The 17,974-nt window shown below is 70.1% G+C and carries 17 protein-coding genes; 10 read left to right on the top strand and 7 right to left on the bottom strand.

The genetic code is table 11. From position 1 onward, the window contains the following. Positions 1-148: 148 nt before the first annotated feature. Positions 149-943: a metal-dependent hydrolase gene (locus G6048_RS00425; protein WP_165337367.1), complete on the top strand. Its 795-nt coding sequence runs from the start codon at positions 149-151 to the stop codon at positions 941-943. 11 nt (positions 944-954) lie between these two features. On the opposite strand, the gene G6048_RS00420 is transcribed toward G6048_RS00425, so the two are convergent. The 3 genes from G6048_RS00420 to G6048_RS00410 all read right to left on the bottom strand — a co-directional run bounded on the left by G6048_RS00420 (position 955) and on the right by G6048_RS00410 (position 5,164). Next, on the bottom strand, positions 955-1,425 hold the full coding sequence (locus G6048_RS00420; RefSeq protein WP_165337366.1) for a DUF5709 domain-containing protein: 471 nt from the start codon (positions 1,423-1,425) through the stop codon (positions 955-957). Between the two features lie 152 nt (positions 1,426-1,577). Then, complete coding sequence (locus tag G6048_RS00415; protein ID WP_165337365.1) at positions 1,578-3,368, bottom strand: ABC transporter ATP-binding protein; 1,791 nt, start codon at positions 3,366-3,368, stop codon at positions 1,578-1,580. Beyond that, positions 3,365-5,164, bottom strand: a complete 1,800-nt coding sequence (locus G6048_RS00410; RefSeq protein WP_165337364.1) for an ABC transporter transmembrane domain-containing protein — start codon at positions 5,162-5,164, stop codon at positions 3,365-3,367. The genes G6048_RS00415 and G6048_RS00410 overlap by 4 nt, the downstream gene beginning before the upstream one ends. Positions 5,165-5,352: 188 nt before the next feature. On the opposite strand from G6048_RS00410, the gene G6048_RS00405 reads away from it, so the two are divergent. After that, positions 5,353-6,096 carry a hypothetical protein gene (locus tag G6048_RS00405; RefSeq protein ID WP_206340994.1) on the top strand — a complete coding sequence of 248 codons (744 nt, stop codon included), beginning with the start codon at positions 5,353-5,355 and terminating at the stop codon, positions 6,094-6,096. Here G6048_RS00405 and G6048_RS00400 read toward each other — a convergent pair. Beyond that, entirely contained in the window at positions 6,086-7,660 is a 1,575-nt protein-coding gene (locus G6048_RS00400) for a glycosyltransferase family 39 protein (protein ID WP_165337363.1), read from the bottom strand. The two genes, G6048_RS00405 and G6048_RS00400, sit on opposite strands and share 11 nt — an antisense overlap. A 120-nt stretch (positions 7,661-7,780) precedes the next feature. Here G6048_RS00400 and G6048_RS00395 point away from each other — a divergent pair, with 120 nt between their 5' ends. The 8 genes from G6048_RS00395 to G6048_RS00360 all read left to right on the top strand — a co-directional run bounded on the left by G6048_RS00395 (position 7,781) and on the right by G6048_RS00360 (position 14,935). Beyond that, positions 7,781-10,129: a hypothetical protein gene (locus tag G6048_RS00395; protein ID WP_165337362.1), complete on the top strand. Its 2,349-nt coding sequence runs from the start codon at positions 7,781-7,783 to the stop codon at positions 10,127-10,129. Between the two features lie 8 nt (positions 10,130-10,137). Next, positions 10,138-10,557 (top strand): conjugal transfer protein TraB, encoded by a 420-nt coding sequence (locus tag G6048_RS00390; RefSeq protein WP_165337361.1) that lies wholly within the window; start codon positions 10,138-10,140, stop codon positions 10,555-10,557. 110 nt (positions 10,558-10,667) lie between these two features. Further along, positions 10,668-13,040, top strand: a complete 2,373-nt coding sequence (locus G6048_RS00385) for a hypothetical protein (RefSeq protein ID WP_165337360.1) — start codon at positions 10,668-10,670, stop codon at positions 13,038-13,040. Positions 13,041-13,125: 85 nt separating this feature from the next. After that, complete coding sequence (locus G6048_RS00380) at positions 13,126-13,629, top strand: hypothetical protein (protein WP_165337359.1); 504 nt, start codon at positions 13,126-13,128, stop codon at positions 13,627-13,629. Positions 13,630-13,647: 18 nt separating this feature from the next. After that, a complete protein-coding gene (locus G6048_RS00375; protein WP_165337358.1) occupies positions 13,648-13,989 on the top strand; it encodes a DUF7739 domain-containing protein in 342 nt (113 codons plus the stop codon). Then, positions 13,986-14,444 (top strand): Pycsar system effector family protein, encoded by a 459-nt coding sequence (locus G6048_RS00370; protein ID WP_165337357.1) that lies wholly within the window; start codon positions 13,986-13,988, stop codon positions 14,442-14,444. Before G6048_RS00375 ends, G6048_RS00370 begins: the two co-directional genes overlap by 4 nt. 15 nt (positions 14,445-14,459) lie before the next feature. Continuing rightward, positions 14,460-14,684 (top strand): hypothetical protein, encoded by a 225-nt coding sequence (locus tag G6048_RS00365; RefSeq protein WP_165337356.1) that lies wholly within the window; start codon positions 14,460-14,462, stop codon positions 14,682-14,684. Then, a complete protein-coding gene (locus tag G6048_RS00360; protein ID WP_165337355.1) occupies positions 14,681-14,935 on the top strand; it encodes a hypothetical protein in 255 nt (84 codons plus the stop codon). Before G6048_RS00365 ends, G6048_RS00360 begins: the two co-directional genes overlap by 4 nt. Before the next feature lie 57 nt (positions 14,936-14,992). On the opposite strand, the gene G6048_RS00355 is transcribed toward G6048_RS00360, so the two are convergent. The 3 genes from G6048_RS00355 to G6048_RS00345 all read right to left on the bottom strand — a co-directional run bounded on the left by G6048_RS00355 (position 14,993) and on the right by G6048_RS00345 (position 17,531). Further along, complete coding sequence (locus G6048_RS00355; protein WP_165337354.1) at positions 14,993-15,886, bottom strand: hypothetical protein; 894 nt, start codon at positions 15,884-15,886, stop codon at positions 14,993-14,995. Beyond that, complete coding sequence (locus G6048_RS00350) at positions 15,886-16,605, bottom strand: ParA family protein (protein ID WP_235989388.1); 720 nt, start codon at positions 16,603-16,605, stop codon at positions 15,886-15,888. Before G6048_RS00350 ends, G6048_RS00355 begins: the two co-directional genes overlap by 1 nt. A gap of 224 nt (positions 16,606-16,829) precedes the next feature. Next, entirely contained in the window at positions 16,830-17,531 is a 702-nt protein-coding gene (locus G6048_RS00345) for a hypothetical protein (protein WP_165337353.1), read from the bottom strand. Positions 17,532-17,974 lie beyond the last annotated feature (443 nt).

Here is a 17,974-nt window from a genome sequence, read left to right as displayed (position 1 = left end):
ATCTTGCCTGTGATCCCGGGCAATGAGGGAATCGGTTGCCGGACAGAAGATCACGAACGCTACGCTGTGGCGCCGACGAGGTATCAGCGCACATGGACAACTGGGCGCGACTACACCGAGTACACGAGGAATGGGGCGGGGCGCGGCCATGATGGGACCAGCACACTCACTGTCCGGGGCCGCGGCCTGGCTGGGCGTCGGAGCCGCGGCGGCGGCCGCCGGGTACACGATGCCCTGGCCGGTCCTCCTGGTCGGCGCGCTGATCTGCGCCGGCGCCGCGCTCGCCCCGGACCTCGACCACAAGGCAGCCACCATCTCGACGGCCTTCGGCCCCCTCTCACGAGGCCTGTGCGAGATCGTCGACAAGCTCTCGTACGCCGTCTACAAGGGGACGAAAAAGCAGGGCGACCCGCGTCGCTCGGGCGGGCACCGCACGCTGACGCACACCTGGCTGTGGGCGGCGCTGATCGGTGCGGGCACCTCCGCCATCGCGATCACGGGGGAGCGCTGGGCAGTCCTGGCGATCCTCTTCGTGCACATAGTGCTCGCCATCGAGGGGCTGCTGTGGCGGGCGACGCGTGGCCAGAGCGCCGACGTACTGGTCTGGCTGCTCGCCGCGACCAGCGCCTGGATCCTCGCGGGAGTCCTGGACCAGCCGGGCAACGGCTCCGACTGGCTGTTCACGGCGCCGGGCCAGGAGTACCTGTGGCTGGGGCTGCCGGTCGTCCTCGGCGCGCTGGTGCACGACATCGGCGACGCGCTGACCGTGTCAGGCTGCCCGATCCTGTGGCCGATACCCATAGGACGCAAGCGCTGGTACCCGGTGGGGCCGCCCAAGGCGATGCGGTTCCGGGCGGGCAGCTGGGTCGAGCTGAAGGTGCTGATGCCGGCGTTCATGCTGCTCGGCGGGGTGGGCTGCGCGGCGGCGCTCAACGTCATCTGAGCGACGCCGGCTCAGCCGGACTGGGCGTCCTCGTCGACGATGTGCATGGCCGCCTCCTCTGCCGAGGCGGCGGCGCCGTCGATGCCCACATCGGTGGCGATCAGTCGGCTCTCCTCGTCCCCGTGCGCACCTTCGTCCGGGGCCACGAGACGTCCGGAGCGGGTGGAGCCCACTTCGTTGTCCAGGGCTTCCCCGTCGGAATCGAGACTGTCGCCGATACCGTCCCCGTCGGGCGCCACGACCTCCGGAAGCTCCTCAGCGAGCCGTTCGTCCAGCGTCTCGCCGCGAAGCCGTTCGGCGGCGGTCACGTCCCTGCGCTCCACGGCCCACGGCCGCTCCGGCGGGGACCAGCCCCGGTCCAGAGGGTCGTTCACACCGTCGGACTCCAGGGTGTCCTCGGCGTCGAGCAGCCCCGCGTCGTCCTGTACCTCGGATTGGTCGGGCTGGTAGACGTCGTCTCCCCAGCCGTCGGCGCTGTCCACGGGTACCTCCAGGTGATGCGGGCCGACCCGCTGCCACCGCGTAGGCGGCGGCAGTGCGGGCCGCTGAGCTCAGGCTCCCTGAGCCCGTGCCGATTACCAGCCTTCCACCCCTGGTCGACACACCGCAACGCCACGGACGGCCACCGGCCGGCTCACCCATGCCAGGACCGCCACAGCGCGGCGTACGCGCCGTCGGCGGTGACCAGCTGGTCGTGGCTGCCGAGTTCGCTGATGCGGCCGTTCTCGACGACGGCGATGACGTCGGCGTCATGGGCGGTGTGCAGCCGGTGGGCGATGGCGACCACGGTGCGGCCGTCGAGGACACGGGCCAGGGAGCGCTCCAGGTGGCGGGCCGCGCGCGGGTCGAGGAGCGAGGTGGCCTCGTCCAGGACCAGTGTGTGCGGATCAGCGAGCACCAGCCGGGCCAGCGCGATCTGCTGGGCCTGGGCCGGGGTGAGGCCGAGGCCGCCCGAGCCGACCTCGGTGTCCAGACCGTCGTCCAGCGCACGCGCCCAGCCATCGGCGTCGACCGCGCCGAGGGCCGCCCACAGCTCGGCGTCATCGGCGTCCGTACTGGCGAGGAGCAGGTTGTCGCGCAGGGATCCCACGAAGACGTGGTGTTCCTGGTTGACCAGCGCCACATGGGAGCGGACGCGTTCGGCGGACATCTCGGACAGTTCGGTGCCGCCCAGGGTGATGTGGCCGACGCGGGGCGCGTAGATCCCGGCGAGCAGTCTGCCCAGCGTGGATTTGCCCGCGCCGGACGGGCCGACCAGCGCCAGCCGGGTGCCCGGCGCAACCTCCAGCGAGACCTTGCGCAGAACGTCGACGCCTTCCCTGTAGCCGAAGTGCACACGGTCGGCGCGTACCTCGCGCCCATCCGGGTCCAGCGACCCGTCACCGGCGTCCGGCTCGATATCGCGGACGCCGACCAGGCGGGCCAGCGAGACGTGGGCCACCTGCAGCTCGTCGTACCAGCGCAGGATCAGGCCCACCGGGTCGACGAGCATCTGCGCGATGAGCGCGCCCGTCGTCAACTGGCCGACCCCGATCCAGCCCTGGAGCACGAAGAACCCGCCGATCATCAGGACCGAACCGAGGACCGTGACATGCGTGATGCTGATGACCGGGAAGAGCACGGTACGCAGCCACAAGGTGTACCGCTCCCATGCGGTCCATTCCTGGACGCGCCGGTCCGACAGCTCGATGCGGCGCTGGCCCAGGCGGTGCGCCTCGACGGTGCGCCCGGCGTCCACGGTCTCGGCGAGGACGGCGGCCACGGCGGCATAGCCGGCGGCCTCGGAGCGGTAGGCCGACGGCGCGCGCTTGAAGTACCAGCGGCAGCCGGCCACGAGGAGCGGGACGGCGACCAGCACGGCGGGGGCGAGCGGCGGCGCGGTCACGGCGAGCCCACCGAGCAGCAGCGCCACCCACACCACACCGATGGCCAGTTGGGGCACGGCCTCGCGCATGGCGTTGGCGAGCCGGTCGATGTCCGTCGTGATCCGGGACAGCAGGTCGCCCGTGCCGGCCCGCTCCAGGACGCCCGGCGGCAGCCCCACCGACCGGACGAGGAAGTCCTCGCGCAGGTCGGCCAGCATGCGCTCGCCGAGCATGGCGCCACGCAGCCGCACCTGGCGTACGAACTCGGCCTGGACGACCAGCGCGAGGACGAAGATCGCGGCGGTGCGTTCCAGATGCAGTTCGTTCGCCGCGGTGGCGCTGTCGGAGACGCGCTCGACGAGGGAGCCCAGCAGGTAGGGGCCCACCATCGAGGCGACGACGGCGACCGTGTTGACGGTGATGAGCAGCAGGAAGGCCCGGCGGTGCCGTTGGAACAGTTCGGCCACGTAGGCGCGTACGGTCGCGGGGGCGCCGACCGGCAGGGTGTTCGCCGTCGTCGGGGCCGCCGGGTCGTAGGCCGGTGGCGCCACGCCGATCATGCGGTCTCCTCGATCTCTTCGAGTGCTTCCAGATGGTCCATGGCGACTGCGGCGGGCTCGTCGTCGGTCTCACGAGTCACCACGGCGCGGTACCGGGGCTCGCTGTGCACCAGTTGGCGGTGCACACCGACCGCGGCGACCTCGCCCTCATGGACGAGCACGACCCGGTCCGCGTGGTCCAGGAGCAGCGGGGACGAGGTGAAGACCACCGTCGTACGCCCCTGTCGCAGCGACCGGACGCCGCCGGCGATGCGCGCCTCGGTGTGCGAGTCGACGGCGGACGTCGGCTCGTCCAGGACGAGCACCTCCGGGTCCGTGACCAGGGACCGCGCCAGCGCGAGGCGCTGGCGCTGGCCGCCCGAGAGCGAGCGCCCGCGTTCGGTGATCCGAGTGTCCATCGGGTCCTCGGCGTCCAGCGACCCCTGGGCGAGCGCGTCCAGCACATCACCGCACTGCGCGGCGGCCAGCGCGTCCTCGGCACTGACGCCGCCCGAGGCGGGCACGTCGAGCAGTTCGTGCAGGGTGCCGGACAGCAGTACCGGGTCCTTGTCCTGCACGAGGACCGCCGTGCGGGCGGAGTCGAGCGGCAGCTCGTCCAGCGGTACCCCTCCGAGAAGCGCGGACGGCAGTTCCGAGGAGTCCGCGGCGTGCCCGCCGAGCCGCTCGGCCAACACACCCGCGGCATCTGGGTCGCCGCACACCACGGCGGTGAGCCGTCCGGCCGGAGCGAGAAGGCCGGTCGCCGGGTCGTACAGATCCCCGGACGGCGCGACCGCCTCGAGCGAGCCCTCGCTGTCCATCGCGCGCTCCAGCGCCAGCACCCGGGCCGCACGTTTCGCGGACGGCCGGGAGAAGGAGTACGCCATCGCGATCTCCACGAAGTGGTGCAACGGGTACGACATGATCATGACGGCGCTGTACACGGTGACCATCTCGCCGACGGTGATCCGACCCTCGCGTGCCAGGTTCACGCCGTGCCACACGACCGCGATCAGCAGCAGACCGGGCAACAGCACCTGTACCGCGGCGATCAGCGACCACATCCGGGCGCTGCGGACGGCGGCCCGGCGTACGTCCTGCGAGGCCCGGCGGTACCGGTCCAGGAACAGCTCCTCGCCGCCGATGCCGCGCAGCACGCGCAGTCCCGCGACCGTGTCCGAGGCCAGCTCGGTGGCGCGCCCCGCCTTCTCACGCTGGAAGTCGGCACGCCTGGTGGCGCGCGGCAGCAGGGGCAGCACCGCGAGCGCCAGGACGGGCACGCCCACGGCGACAACGATGCCGAGCGCGGGCTCGTACACGACCAGGGCGACACAGACCAGGACAATGGTCAAGGCGGCCGCGGTGAACCGCGACACGGCCTCCACGAACCAGCCGATCTTCTCCACGTCGCCCGTGGACACGGCGACCACCTCACCGGCCGCCACCCGCCGGGTCAGCGCGGAGCCCAACTGGGCGGTCCTGCGGGCCAGTAGCTGCTGGACCCGGGCGGCGGCGGTGATCCAGTTGGTGACCGCGGTCCGGTGCAGCATGGTGTCGCCCACCGCGATACCGAGCCCGCACAGCGCGATCAGGCCGCCCGCCAGGGCCAGCCGTGCGCCGGAGCGGTCCACGACGGCCTGGATGGCGACGCCGACGCAGAACGGCAGCCCGCACACGGAGAGGAAGTGCAGCAGTCCCCAGGCCAGGGACTTCAGTTGTCCGCCGAGTTGATTCCGGCCGAGCCACATCAGGAACCGGGGACCCGAGCGCGCGTCCGGCACACCCGGGTCGGGATACGGAAGGTCTTGAATCTGCATGACGTCCCAGGGGCTCGTAGAACGGGGTGGGGGGAGGCAACAAACTGTGAAAGGTTCGCGCCACAGCGTGTCCGCAGGCAAACGGTTTTTCGTCGCCCGGCAAAGATTCGGTCCGCATCACCCGCATATGGCCGGGATACCCCGGTGCCGGGCGCGATGGTGCGGAACACGGTGCGACGATGGATCGCATGCGAGTTGGCGGTGCGATGCGTACGACAGTTGCGGCCGCGGCCTGTGGTGCCGTTCTCATGTCCCTCGCGGCCTGCGGCGGTTCGGACGGCGGAAGCGGTCACCAGAGCGAGGCGAGGTCGAGCGACCGGCCCCGACAGGCCGAGGCGCGCACCGTCGACCTCAAGCGCATCCCCGACGTCGGGGACGGGCTGCGGAAGCAGATTCCGGCCAACTCCCGCCAGGTGGTGGCGGTCTACGGCGAGGGCAAGGACTCGGCGCAGTCCAGGATCGTCCTCTACACCAAGTCCGGTTCCACCTGGGACCAGACGCGCAGCTGGCAGGGCCACAACGGCAAGAAGGGCTGGACCACCGACCACCGCGAGGGCGACAACCGCAGCCCCGTCGGCGTGTTCACTCTCAGCGACGCGGGCGGTGTCCTCCCCGACCCGGGCGCGGGCCTCCCGTACACCCGGTCCGCGGGCTTCCAGGCCCCGCGCTACTGGGCCAAGTCGCACTGGCACGACTTCGATTACGTCATCGCCATCGACTACAACCGCGTCAAGGGCACCTCACCGGGCGACCCGACCCGCCCCCAGGGCCAGGCCAAGGGCGGCAGCATCTGGCTGCACATGGACCACGGCAGCGGTACGTCGGCCTGTGTGAGCCTGTCCAAGTCGGGCATGGAGTACCTGCTGCGCACCCTCGACCCGGACAAGCACCCGGTCGTGGTGATGGGCGACAAGGCGAACCTCAAGGCCTGACGAACCTCTCGTCGACTCCCCATCGGCGCGACCGGCCGGCTCTCATCAGCCACAAGCTGAAGCCCTCAGTAGTAGTGCCGAGCGAGGGCCACAGCCTCGACCACGGCTGGGTCGTTCCCGAGCAGGTGACGATCGCTGCGTCCTGCTCCTCGTTGTCCACGCCGTGCCCGTTGTCGACGCGGGCGACCTGACGGCAGTCGGTGAAGTACCGCTCGATGTCGCGGGCGTCCTCCTGTCGGACAAGGAGAACGGGTCCGTCGGCCGAGTCCGGCGGAGGGCCCCAGTCGGCGTAGCTCATATGGCCGGAATAGGGCCGGGGCAGCCCGCGTGCGGGCCCATAGCGGTCGAGGGCGCCCGCCTCACCGTAGTTCTGCGTGAAAACCACGGCGCGCGCCCGCTCCCGCGCGGGAATCGCGGACCACCCTTCCCGCGCCGCGTCGGCCAGCGCGGGCCAGCCCACCTGCTCAGCCTGTTCCTTGTTGAGCGCCATCGGCACGGCGAGCGCACTCTGCGGCAGCACGGGCAGCGTCACCATCGCGTTGATCGCCGCGGTCAGCACGACGGCAACCACGAGCCATGTACGGCCATGGCGCCGCGTCCAGGCGAGAATAGGCTCGCAGCCCGCAACCAACAGCACGATCAGCATAGGAACGGCGTAATACCCCTTGCCGCCCAGCCCGAGCACCAGCACGCACAGCAGCGGATACGCCACAGCCATCGACCCGGCCCAGCGCAGCGCCGGATCGCGCCACAGCCGCAGCCAGCCCACGATCCAGACGGGCACGAACAGCGGTGAGAGATAGATGAGCTGCTCGGGAACGAACAGGAGGCGGTTCTCGGTCCCGTTGTCCGAGCTGATCCCCTCCGCGACGGTCAACTGCGGCCAGCCGTGGTCGGCCTGCCACCACAGGTTGGGTGCCGCCACCGCCAGGGCGACGGCGATCCCGGCCGGCAGCCACGGACTGCGCAGCATCCGCCGCGGCCCCACGGCGAGCACGGCCGCGAGCAGTGCCACGATCAGCAGCGCCACAAGGTATTTGTTCAGCAGACCGACCCCGACGCACAGTCCGACCGGCAGCCACCACCGCCCGTTCCCGGTACGCAGCAGCCGCAGCACCAGCCAACAGATCACCAGCCACGCCAGCAGATCGAAGGTGGCGGTCGACACCATGTGCCCGACCGCCAGTGGCTGCCCACCCAGAGCAGCGAGCCCCGCGGCAAGCAGTTGCGTCCTGCGTTCGGCGCCCAACTCTCTTGCCAGCAGTGCGACCGTGAAGATGACGGCCACGAATGCGACGGTGGCCGCGACGCGCAGCCCGACCGTCGAGTCCCCGAACAGCGTGGCGGCCGCCCGCGCGATGAACGGCGTCAGCGGCGGCTGGTCGACGTATCCCCACGCCAGGTGATCGCCCGCCGCGAGGAAGTACAACTCGTCTCGGTGAAAGCCGTACCGGCCGGACAGCGCGGTCAGTACAGCGGCGAAACCGACTGCCAGAGAGGCGACCGGACCGGTGGCGAAAGGAGGCAACCCGTGCGGTGCGTCATCGTCCCGTGCCCGATCCATAGCGCCCCCTCGCCAACCGGTCGCACCACCGTACTGACATGGCAGAAACCCGTCGAGACAGCTGACTCAACGCCCGAGGGCTCATTGCGGGCAGCGTCAACTCCCCGTAGAACACCGGCCATGAGAAGACGGATCATCATGTCCATGCTCGCCGGAGTGACCCTCATGGCGAGCACCCTCCTCGGCGCACCCCCGGCCCCTCCCGCCGATCCGCCTCCTCCGGCCTCGCCGCCGGAGAGTGGCGACGGGTGGGCCGTAGTCCCCTCGCCCCGGCGTCGCCGGTCGGCGGCGGACTCCCTGGCCGATCTCTCCCCGACGCTGCCATCGGTCCCCGGCTCGCCGGGGCCGACAGACACCGTGGCCCTCCGCTCGGAGGGCTCCGCTCCCGCCCGCCGGGACGGCGACGACGGCGAGGCCGACAGCCCCGGCGTCGCGGCGCTCGGCCTCGCGGCGACCCTGGCCATTGCGCTGGCCGCGCTCCGGGGCACCGCCACCGTCCTGACGGACTGGCGTCAGCGGCGCATGGAGCGGGCCGAGGAACTCGCTCCGCTGCGGGAGGCCCGCCTCAAGCACCGGCTCGCAGGCGTGGAGGCGGCCGCCAAGCACCAGCTCGCCATGCAGGACATCGGCGACAAGGCGGCCCAGAAGCGCGGCAAGTCCATCCCCTCCGGCCAGGAGTTCGGCCGCAAGTCCCTGGGTGGCGGCCGCGGCTCCCTGATGGGGGGTGGCAAGGGCACCGGCCCCGGCGGCAAGGGCGCCGGCGGAACCGGGCCCGGCCGCAGCGGCAAGTCCGGCTCGGGCGGCGGCGCACTGGGCGGCAAGAAGAACTTGCCGAAGACGTCCACCGGGTCCGGCTCGGGCGGCGGCAAGACCGGGCCGAAGTCCAAGACCGGGCCGAAGTCGCCGAAGTCCTCGGCGGGCTCCAGCAAGAACGGCTCGTCCGGGAAGAAAGGCGGCTCGGGGTCGGGGATCAAGTCCCCCTCCGGCGGCAAGTCCCCCGGCTCCAAAGGCTCCAGCCCGGCGCTGGAGCGGGCCCGCGGCCGCCAGGACCGTGCCGCCGCGCGGCAGGGCTCCAAGGCTCAGCGGCGCGCGGACCGGCAGGCCGCCCGGCTGGAGAACCGTGCGAAGGACCGGGACGCCGCCCGCGACCGCACGAACAGTGCGAAGGGCGCCCGGCAGGACACCAAGGACCGGGTCCGCAACGCCCGGGCCGACGCGAAGGAAGCCAGGAAGGAGCAGGTACGGCAGGACCGGTTCGAGGCCAAGCAGAAGGAACGCAAGGCCCGGGCCAAGACCCGCCGGAAGAAGAAGGAGACGGCGGCCGCCGCCGACGCGGACCGCACCACGCTGGGGCAGGCCGCCGCCAAGGCGGCTCGGCGCCGGTTGAAGAAGCGGCGCAAGAACCTCGCCCCTCCCGTACTGACCACGGTCAAGCGCAAGAAGTCCAAGAACAAGGGAGGCAAGAGCAAGGGGCCCGCACCGGCCGGACCGAAGGTCGACCTGGCCAAGAAGCCGAACCCCGGTGCCGGATCAGGCACCGCCCCCAAGGTCGATCTCACGAAGAAGCCGAAGCCCGCCGGCGGTTCCGCGGCGGGCGGCGGGCCGAAGGTCGACCTGACGAAGAAGCCGAAGCCCGGCGGAAAGAAAGGCCCCGGGCCTGGCAGGAAGAAGGCCCGGGTGAAGTCCAAGAAGAAGTCGCGCGGCTCAGCTGCGGGCACCGGACCGGCCGACCGGCGCAAGGCGCGCCGTAAGGAACGGGCCCACCGCGCGAGTGAGCGGGCCCGCAGCAAGGCGGGTGCCGACGATTCCACCGGATCCGGCTGGGAGTTCTACGAGCCTCCGCCTCGCGGGGAACGCCGCAGCGCCTACGACTCCATGCGCGACACCGACCCCCAGCAGGGAGTGGTGTGGACGGCTGAACCGGTCTTCCCGGCCGGATACCAGGCGCCTGCCCGCGAACCGCTGACCACCGGGGCCCGGGGTCTTCCTGCCGGTACCAGCAGCACAAGCACCACGATCAAGAAGGAGGCGCCCGTGGGCAACTCGCCCGCTGTGACGACCGCGATGAACGGCGAGATGAATCCCGAGCACGCGACGGAGGTCACGCTCGATGACGTCGTGGACTTCCTGGACGAGGTGGTCTCGGAGGCCTTCGAAGCGCACGACGAATGTCTCCTGCTCGCCGAGAAGGCCAAGGAGTTGATGTACGCGCTCGATGAGGTGGCTGCCCGCCTGGCCGCCAAGCACAACATCATCGGGACCATTACCTCCTGGGCGATGACCAAGCTCGCCGAGTCGATGGAGGTCCTCTCCCGCAAGGCCGAGGAGATGTCGGTCAAGTCGCTCCACGCCGCCGAGACCTGCGAGACGGCGAAGACCGCGATGGACGACGCGTACCGGCCGCTCACGCAGGCGACTGCGGACGCGGGGCTGCGCACGCCGTCCGCCCGAGTCCATAACGAAAACTAGGAGGCTCAGTGTCCGGAGAGATCGTTCCTCGCGGGGACACGCTCCCCGCCGTCCCTGACGGCGACCTGGGGTTCCTCAGCCTCGGCGTCGCTGTCGCCACGCTGACAGCACGGGCCCTGCTGCTCAAAGAGAAAGTCTGGGCCCTCCAGAGGCTCTTTCAGCGCAACGCCGAAAAGGCGAGCAACATGTCGGAGATGTGCGATGCGGCGGAGGTCGAGCCGCAATTCACCGCTCAAATCATGGAGGGCTCCGCCTCGCTGCGGGAAGTCTCGGAAGCCTCTGGCGAGTTGGTGAATGCCGCCGACCAGATGCAGATGGATGCGCAGGGCTTCAACGACGCACACCAGGGCGAGTACGGCGGGATCTACGAGGTCACGCAGTCCATGGGCGTGCAACAGCCCAAGCCCGGATTCAACGAAGTCAAGTAACCGAATATCCGCCCGTCCGTGAAAGCGGCGGGCGGAAAGCCCCCACGGGAGGGGCTCCGGCGCATTCGCCGGGGCCCCTCCCTTCTTTTCCTCCCGGAGGGGATATGACGATGACGACTGACGTCGTGAAGGCCGACGCCGCCGCCGGTGAGCGGGGGCTGACACGCAAGACCGCCCGCCGCCTGGCTCTTGCCGAACGGCTCGTGTACGGAGCCGCTGGCACCTGGGCCGCCGTCGGCCCTCAGCTGGATGTTCCGTGGTGGGCGCACGGCGCGGCCCTGGCCACCGGCGCTCTCACCGGCGTCGGGCTGTGGAAGCGCAGCGACACCGAGGACTGGACACGGCGACTTGTCTCGTCCCTGCGGGCCTTGCCCGTACTCGGCTGGACGGGCGCCTACACGGCGGGCCTGCTCGTCCCCATCCTCGACTACCCCAACGGCTGGCCGATGCTGGGGGCGGCCACCTGGACCGCCGTGATGATCCCCATGGCGCCCTGGACGCGATCCAAGGGCGTGGCGCGGGCCGTCGATAACCTTCCTGTCCTCGCCGGGGAGCCGGAGGCCGTAGAGGGCGAGCCGGTCACCTTCGAGGACCACATGCGGGTGCTGTGGAACCAGTCACAGGCCACCGGGGACACCACCCTGGAAGGCATCCGGCAGTACAACCCCGATGAGCCGGACTTCGAAGCGGTCGTCCTCGCCCCCGCCGGCCAAGTCGTCCCGCGCACGCTGGACGAGCGGGCCATCGCTGGCGTCTTCGACGTGCCCGTGGACGCGGTCGCCACCAAGGAGGTCGACGGCTACGGGCCCGGCCGCCTCGCCATCCAGGTCGCGCCCCGCCTCGCCGAGGCCCGGCGCGCGCTGGAAGCACTGGAGCTGGAGACCGAGGCGGAGGACCCCGGCGCTGCTCTGGAACGCATCTGGGCCGAACACGTCAACTGCACCGGCGGTGCCGCCCCCGGCGTCGACCTGGTCGCGTACAGCATCGGCGAGGAGCAGATCCGGCTGCGGATCGCCGCCCCGCGCGGCAAGACCCTGCGGGTCAACCACGAGGCCCTGTGCAGCGCGCTCGGGATCGACGACATCTCCCGCCTCGTCATGGAGGGCGCGGGACCGCGCGAAGCGGTCGTCTACATCTACCGGACCAACCCACTCCTCGACGTCCGCGCCCCCACGGTCGAAGACCTGACGATGGACGACCGCGGCCGGATCTCCATCGGCGTCGCCCACGACGGCTCGATGGCCCGCATCCAGCTGTTCAACTTCGACACCGGCCGTGCCCAGCACGGCATCACCGCCGGGACCACCGGCGCGGGCAAGTCCGGCCTGATGCGCCTCCTCGGCGCCGCACAGCGCATCTCCGGCGTCATCTCCTGGATGGCCGACGTCCAGGGCGGCATGTCGATGCCCGAGATGGAAGGCCGCATCGACTGGATGGCCAAGGGCCCCGCCGAGACGATGCAGCAGCTGCGCGCACTGCACGCGGTCAAGGAGTACCGCGAGGCCCACAGCCGCGGCCGTGGCGACTTCGACTTCCACGGCCAGTGGTGTCTGATCCAGTGGACCGGCGACGAGATCAACCGCCTGCTGTCCTCCCTGGACCAGGACATCCGCAAGGAAGCCGCCTGGATGATCGGCGACCTCCAGAAGACCGGCCAGAAGGTCGGCATCGGCATCGACATGGCCTTGCAGTCCCTCCACCTCAAGGAACTCGGTGACAACCACGAGATCCGCGAGAAGGGCAAGGAAGGACACGTCTTCCTGCTGCGCACCGCCTCCTCGTCCACCCAGGGCATGAGCCTGGACGGCATCGCCCCGATCGGCGCCCACATCTCCCCCATCCCGGAACGGATCTACGAGGGCGCGGGCGCCAAGGAGCTGTTCGAAGGCACCGCCGCCACCGAGGGCGTGCCGACGCCCGGCATGGGATGGCTGATCACGGAGGGCAAGGCGACCCTCTTCCGCACGTTCGTCCTGAAGAAGGTCAACGGCCTGTACCCCCAGCTCGAAGAGCTGATGGACGGCCGCCCGATGCCGACCCTCACCCCGGGCGAAGCCCGCGCCGCCGGGTGGCACTACGCCCACCGGGGCACCGCCGCCGCCGCCGAGGGGGCGGAAACGGCCACAGGCGGCCCGTCAGCACCCTCCCGGGGTCGGGTCGACATGAACGCCCTCAACAGCGAACTGGAGCACATTGCAGGCCTCCTGGAGGCCGACGACAAGGCGAAGGAGCAGGCCGCAGACCTTCCCGAAGCCCCGTCGCCGATGGCGGCCGCCAAGGCCAAGGCGCCGACGATCCGCGAACGGATCCTCGCCGCACTGGACGGCCACTCCGACGGCCTTGCGATCAAGGAGATCCGCACCGCCGTCGGCTGCGGCACCGAGGGCGGACCTGCCACCCGCAGCGTGAACAACGAAGTCAGCACGCTCGCCAACGAGGGCGCCATCGTCCCCCTCGGTAAGGGCGTCTACCGCCTGCCCTGAACCCAGAAACGGCAGGGGACCGGCTACTCCGTCAGAAACGGCCGGTCCCCTGCCCACTCCCCGATGCAACGAAGGAGCCACACCAGTGAACCACCCCGACCGCCCCGCCGGCCGCGCCTTGAGCGAAGCCGAGAAGGAGGCCGAAGCCGCCCGCCTCATCGCGGAGGGATACAGCGACAACGCCCCCGTCGCCACCTTCTACAAGGACGTGTCGCCCGTGCCGCCCACCGGCTACGCCCCGCCCGTCGCGCAGCACGGCCGGGCCCCCATGAGCCAGCGGGCCACCGACGTCAGCGGCATCATGCTCGCCGCCGGAGTCGCCTCCGTGCCCATCTGCGGCGGCATCTCCCTGGTGATGTGGACCGTCGGCCAGGTCAACCCGGTCGTCGTCGGCATCGTCTTCGTCGCGCCCATCGTCTTCCTCGGCGCTCTCTCTCGGGTCTTCAAGGGCGCCAAGGAGGTCGTCGCGGCCGCCCCGCCCGAGATCCACAAGCACTTCGAGGGCGACGTCCACATGGACAACAGCACCCACAGCACCAAGACAGTCGGGCTGATTGCACAGACCAAGAACGACAACCGCCGCCGCTAACCGAAAGGGAACCCGCCCATGAGCACGCACATCACCGTCAGCCACGGCAGCGACTTCTTCGGCGTCGACACGATCGCCGTTCCGCAGCTGCGCGAACTCGGCCAGTACGCCCGCGGGATCCTGTCGGCCGACGACCACCCGCCGCTCACGGCCCTCTTGGACGACGCCGGTCAGCGCGAACACACCATCGACAACGACCAGGCCGCGCTCCTCGCGATCCTGCTGCGTCGCGTCGCCGCCCATCGCCGCCTCAAGAAGCCTGTTCGCGAACTCGCGACATGCTTGGGCATCGCGGCCGCCAACGCGGCCGCCGACCCCGAACCGTGGACCTGGACCACCAGCACGGAAGGCACCCGATGACCGGCGCCGACGCCCTCAACGCTCGCCTGGATGCGGCCAACGCGACGGTCCTCGCGGAGATCAGCAGGACCGACGCCAAGTCCGGTGTCCTGCTCACCAGCTTCTCCCTACCTCTCGCGGCGCTGGTTGCCGCCGTGCCCGGGAACGCCTTACCGGCCACGGCCGCCCGTCTCGTCGGCGCCGGGACCGTCGGCCTGGTCGCCGCGATGCTCGTCGTCCTCCTCGTCGTGCGCCCCCGCCTGGGTGGCGTCGCGCGCGGCAGCTTCCTCTACTGGTTGCTGTGCACGCCCGAGGAACTGGTGGAGGACCTGAAAGCACCGAGGAACCAGGCCGAGCACCTCATCCACCTGTCGAGGATCGCCCGCCGCAAGTACCGGGGCCTGCGGATCGCCGTCGACATCACCGGCGCTTCCCTGGTCGCCCTCGCGGCCGCCCTGCTCACCACCCTCAACTGACCGAAGGAGACAGCCGTGCACGTCGGAGCCCGCATCGAACTCACCGCCCGGATCGAGACGTTCGGCCGCGTCGCCGAGGCCGGAGACCAGGGCGTCATCCAGCAGACACACACCGGCGGTCTGCTCACCGTCCGCATGGACGACGGCCGCCCCCAGTTCCCCCACCGCGACGAGGTGACCGCAGCGCTTGGCGTCACACCCACCCGCCCCGGTGGCGTTCCCCGACGGCCTGAGCAGTGACCGGCGGCGTCCCCGCCGACCTGTACGCCGCCCTGCAAGTCTGCTTCCCGAGCGGCGGGTTGCCTGAGTGGCTCACCGCCGCCGGCTCCCGCTGCGCTACGGGCGCCGCCCCGATCCCGGTCGACGGCGTCAGTCGAGCGGAGGAACTTGCCGACCTGGTCGCACTCGCCTGGTGGGAACTCCTCCAGGACCCCGGTGACGACCCGTTCACCAAGCTGTTCACCACGGCCTGCGCCCGGCACCTGAGCTGACAAAAAGAAGCGGGCCCCGTCCTCGGACGGGGCCCGCTTCTTTGCGTTCCGGCTGCCCTACGCAGCCGACGCCGGTACGGCCTCGCCCTCGGTGCCCTCGTCGGAATCTTCGGGTCCGTGCTCAAGCTCCGCGGCCTCAGCGTCCTCTTCTAGGAACGTGACCTTCACGCCGCTGACCGACGACAAGGCTTCGATCAGAGACTTCACCGCTGTGCGGGCACGCTTCGGGTCGTGCTCCAGCGCTGCTTGCACGGTGCCTGCGTCGAAGGTCTTCGCGGCCTTCGCTAGTGCCCGCACGGCCTTCCTGGGGTCGGCCGCCGGAGTCGAGTGGGTCTCGCCCTCCAGGGAGCTGAGATAGGCGAGTACCGCATCTTCGGTCTTCGCCTTGTGTCCGACCGCTGCCTTCGGCAATGTCTCCACGGCACCCTGGACGAGCGCGGCGGTGACGCCTGCACCCTTGGCCTTCAACAGCCCCAGGTACAGGTAGACGGCCGCCTGCACGCTGTGTTCCTCGACCAGTGGCACCAGCGCCCATGCGTGCCCGTACCCGAGCTTCGTGGAAACAATTGTTTCCAAACCGCCCCCTGGCCTGGCCTGGAACAGTGCTTCGGCCACACGCCAGGTGCGGATCAGCTTGCCCGCGTACTGCGGTGTGATGTCCCACCTGGTCTGCGTGTACTCCTCGAAGGTCTCGAACTGTGCCCGGTACAGGCGAGCATCTCGCACCACCTGGAGTGCCTTACCGGCAGCCCAGAAGGCGAAGCGCAGGTTCTCGATCGCGCTCTCGCACTTGATGAGCATGTCCTGCTCCTGCGCGATGAGCGCCGGAGTGTCGGTCAGCTGCTTGGTGGGGAGCTTTGTGGAGTCGCCAAGCGCACGCGCCAGCTCGATGGCGTTGTCCGGACGCCCGGGGGCCGCCGGAGCCCCGCCTACGGTGATCGCCTTACCCATCAGAGCATCTGCTCCATCGTCAGGGCCACGCGCATGAAGTCCTCTCGCGCGTTCAGGGCCGTGCCGGACATCTTGTACTCGGTCACCAGAGTGCCGTTCTCGTAGGCGTGCTCGTGGATGGTGTACCGGCGGATCGGGTCCGCGACCCGGGGGTAGTTCCGCTCGTCAATCCACGCCTTCACCTTGTTCAGCTGCTTCTCGGACTTGTCCTTACCGGGATCGTGCATGTTGATCACGACCAGGAAGGGGATACCCCTCGGCTTGAGGACGCGTTCGATGGTGTACTCGCACTCGTCCCAGGTGATCTTGGATGGGGTGATCGGGACGATCGCCAGGTCCGCCACATCCAGCACCTCGCGCAGGGCATCGGCTGTCCGGCTCTCGCCCAGCGGGTCGGCTCCCCACTCGGCGTCGGGGTCGACGTCCAGGAAGCCCGGGGTGTCAACGATGATGCGGCGCCGGTCGGGATCGTTGATGATGCTCGGCAGGATGTCCAACTTGCTCCTGGTGACGACGAAGTCGAACGGCAGGGCCTCTTCGCGCACGCCTGCGCACCACTTCTCCAGGGTGCCCTGGACGTCGATGCCGGCCGCGACGACGGGAGCGCCCGCAGACTCGTCCGCATTGGACAGCACTGCTGACCGGCCTGCACATGCGGCCGTGTTGACCGCGATCGTGCTCTTGCCTGCACCGCCCTTCTGCTGGATGACGACGATCACTCTCGCCGTTCTGGTAACAGCATGGGCGGCCGTATCGACAGCCGCTTGCAGTGTTGTGGGTGTGGTCATTCCGTGGCCTTCCGTGATTTCACCGCGCGGTGCGGCTACTCGGATCGCCGCACAGCTTGCCAGACGTTTGTGCTGACGACGTGCACCGAGGTGTAACGGAATTGACGGACCCGTTCGAGGGAAATCGAACGGATTGGAAACTGTTGTTTCTGCGGTCAGGTCCTGTCGGGGAGTTCGGGCTGTTCCCTGTCGATGACCCTGTCCACTGCCGCGCGAATCAAGTCCCCTGTGGTGAGCACCTGTTGGCGGAGCCTGTCCCGGATCTCCAGTGCGGACTGTGGCGCGGAGAGGTTCCCGGTGGCGGCCATGAGGGCGAGCTCGGCGGGGATGCCGTCGCGTTCGGCCTCGCGCATCGCTACGTCGATGCCGTCGCCCCAGCGGTCGGCCCACTCCTGGAGGGCCTCGATTGCGGCCTTGCTGGTCCAGTAGGAGGCGCGGCGTACGGTGTCGCCGAGGCTGTAGGGCAGGTTCACCGACACGCGTGCGGTGTATCCACCCTCGCCCATGGGCTGGCTCGGGGGGGTGCCCCAGCGGCGGCCCGGAGCGTCGACCTCGCCCTCCGGCGGCTTCGGCCACCTGCGGTCCAGGCCTCGCGCTCGCAGCTCCTCGCGCACGGCCCGGGCGACGATGTCGTCCCGGTTGCCGCCGAACTCGCCGGTGCGCCGCATCCTGGCGACGTCCGCCCGGATGGTGCGGCGGACGGCGGCGGCCGCGCGCCGCGGCATGCCGGGGACGAGCAGTTCCCGCCGGCGTTCGGCGATCCATGCCGCCTCGCGATCCCGCTCGTCCTTGGCGTGCTCGTTGAGCCCCTTCAGGGACTCCTCGGTCACGGCCACGTGGAACTTCATCTTCGCCATGCTCGCCATGATGGAAATGTAGCCAGATAATTGAGACGCGTACTGCTGGCTCTCTCCATTTCGCTGTGCGCAATGGAGAGAGCGGCGTTTCGCTGGGTGAACTCGCCTCCCGCTTCGGCGGGGGAGGGGAATCCCCTGCTGGTGAGTCGTAGGGCCATAGAGGATGGATGATGTCCGGCCGCTGTTGAGCATCCGGGCGAGGCTGGGGCGAGACCCCTGGTCCCGTCGGTGGTGACGGCGTGCCGGGCCGGGTTGAAGGCCTGTGCCCTATCGGCGCCACGGGGAGAGCGCTCATGCCGCTGAAGACTGCGGGGGCGTGCTGGTCGCTAGTCTCGGCTGTCAACAAATGACTACACTCCGACCCCAAGATCGCGGCCGAGCCGCAGGACCAACGGGGGAGGACGCTCTTGAGCACTGGGGGAGTGGAGCCGTCGCTCCACGCG

Origin of the sequence: Streptomyces ureilyticus (assembly GCF_011045025.1) — a bacterium.
Lineage (GTDB): Bacteria > Actinomycetota > Actinomycetes > Streptomycetales > Streptomycetaceae > Streptomyces > Streptomyces ureilyticus.
Note: the sequence above shows the minus strand (reverse complement) of the source record. Positions and strands in the feature narration are given on the sequence as shown.

Coding starts and splice junctions, on each gene's coding strand:
- G6048_RS00405 (WP_206340994.1), top strand. CDS start 5,353: ATGCGAGTTGGCGGTGCGATGCGTACGACAGTTGCGGCCGCGGCCTGT.
- G6048_RS00385 (WP_165337360.1), top strand. CDS start 10,668: ATGACGACTGACGTCGTGAAGGCCGACGCCGCCGCCGGTGAGCGGGGG.
- G6048_RS00400 (WP_165337363.1), bottom strand. CDS start 7,660: ATGGATCGGGCACGGGACGATGACGCACCGCACGGGTTGCCTCCTTTC.
- G6048_RS00425 (WP_165337367.1), top strand. CDS start 149: ATGATGGGACCAGCACACTCACTGTCCGGGGCCGCGGCCTGGCTGGGC.
- G6048_RS00345 (WP_165337353.1), bottom strand. CDS start 17,531: ATGGCGAAGATGAAGTTCCACGTGGCCGTGACCGAGGAGTCCCTGAAG.
- G6048_RS00415 (WP_165337365.1), bottom strand. CDS start 3,368: ATGATCGGCGTGGCGCCACCGGCCTACGACCCGGCGGCCCCGACGACG.
- G6048_RS00395 (WP_165337362.1), top strand. CDS start 7,781: ATGAGAAGACGGATCATCATGTCCATGCTCGCCGGAGTGACCCTCATG.
- G6048_RS00410 (WP_165337364.1), bottom strand. CDS start 5,164: ATGCAGATTCAAGACCTTCCGTATCCCGACCCGGGTGTGCCGGACGCG.
- G6048_RS00355 (WP_165337354.1), bottom strand. CDS start 15,886: ATGGGTAAGGCGATCACCGTAGGCGGGGCTCCGGCGGCCCCCGGGCGT.
- G6048_RS00370 (WP_165337357.1), top strand. CDS start 13,986: ATGACCGGCGCCGACGCCCTCAACGCTCGCCTGGATGCGGCCAACGCG.
- G6048_RS00375 (WP_165337358.1), top strand. CDS start 13,648: ATGAGCACGCACATCACCGTCAGCCACGGCAGCGACTTCTTCGGCGTC.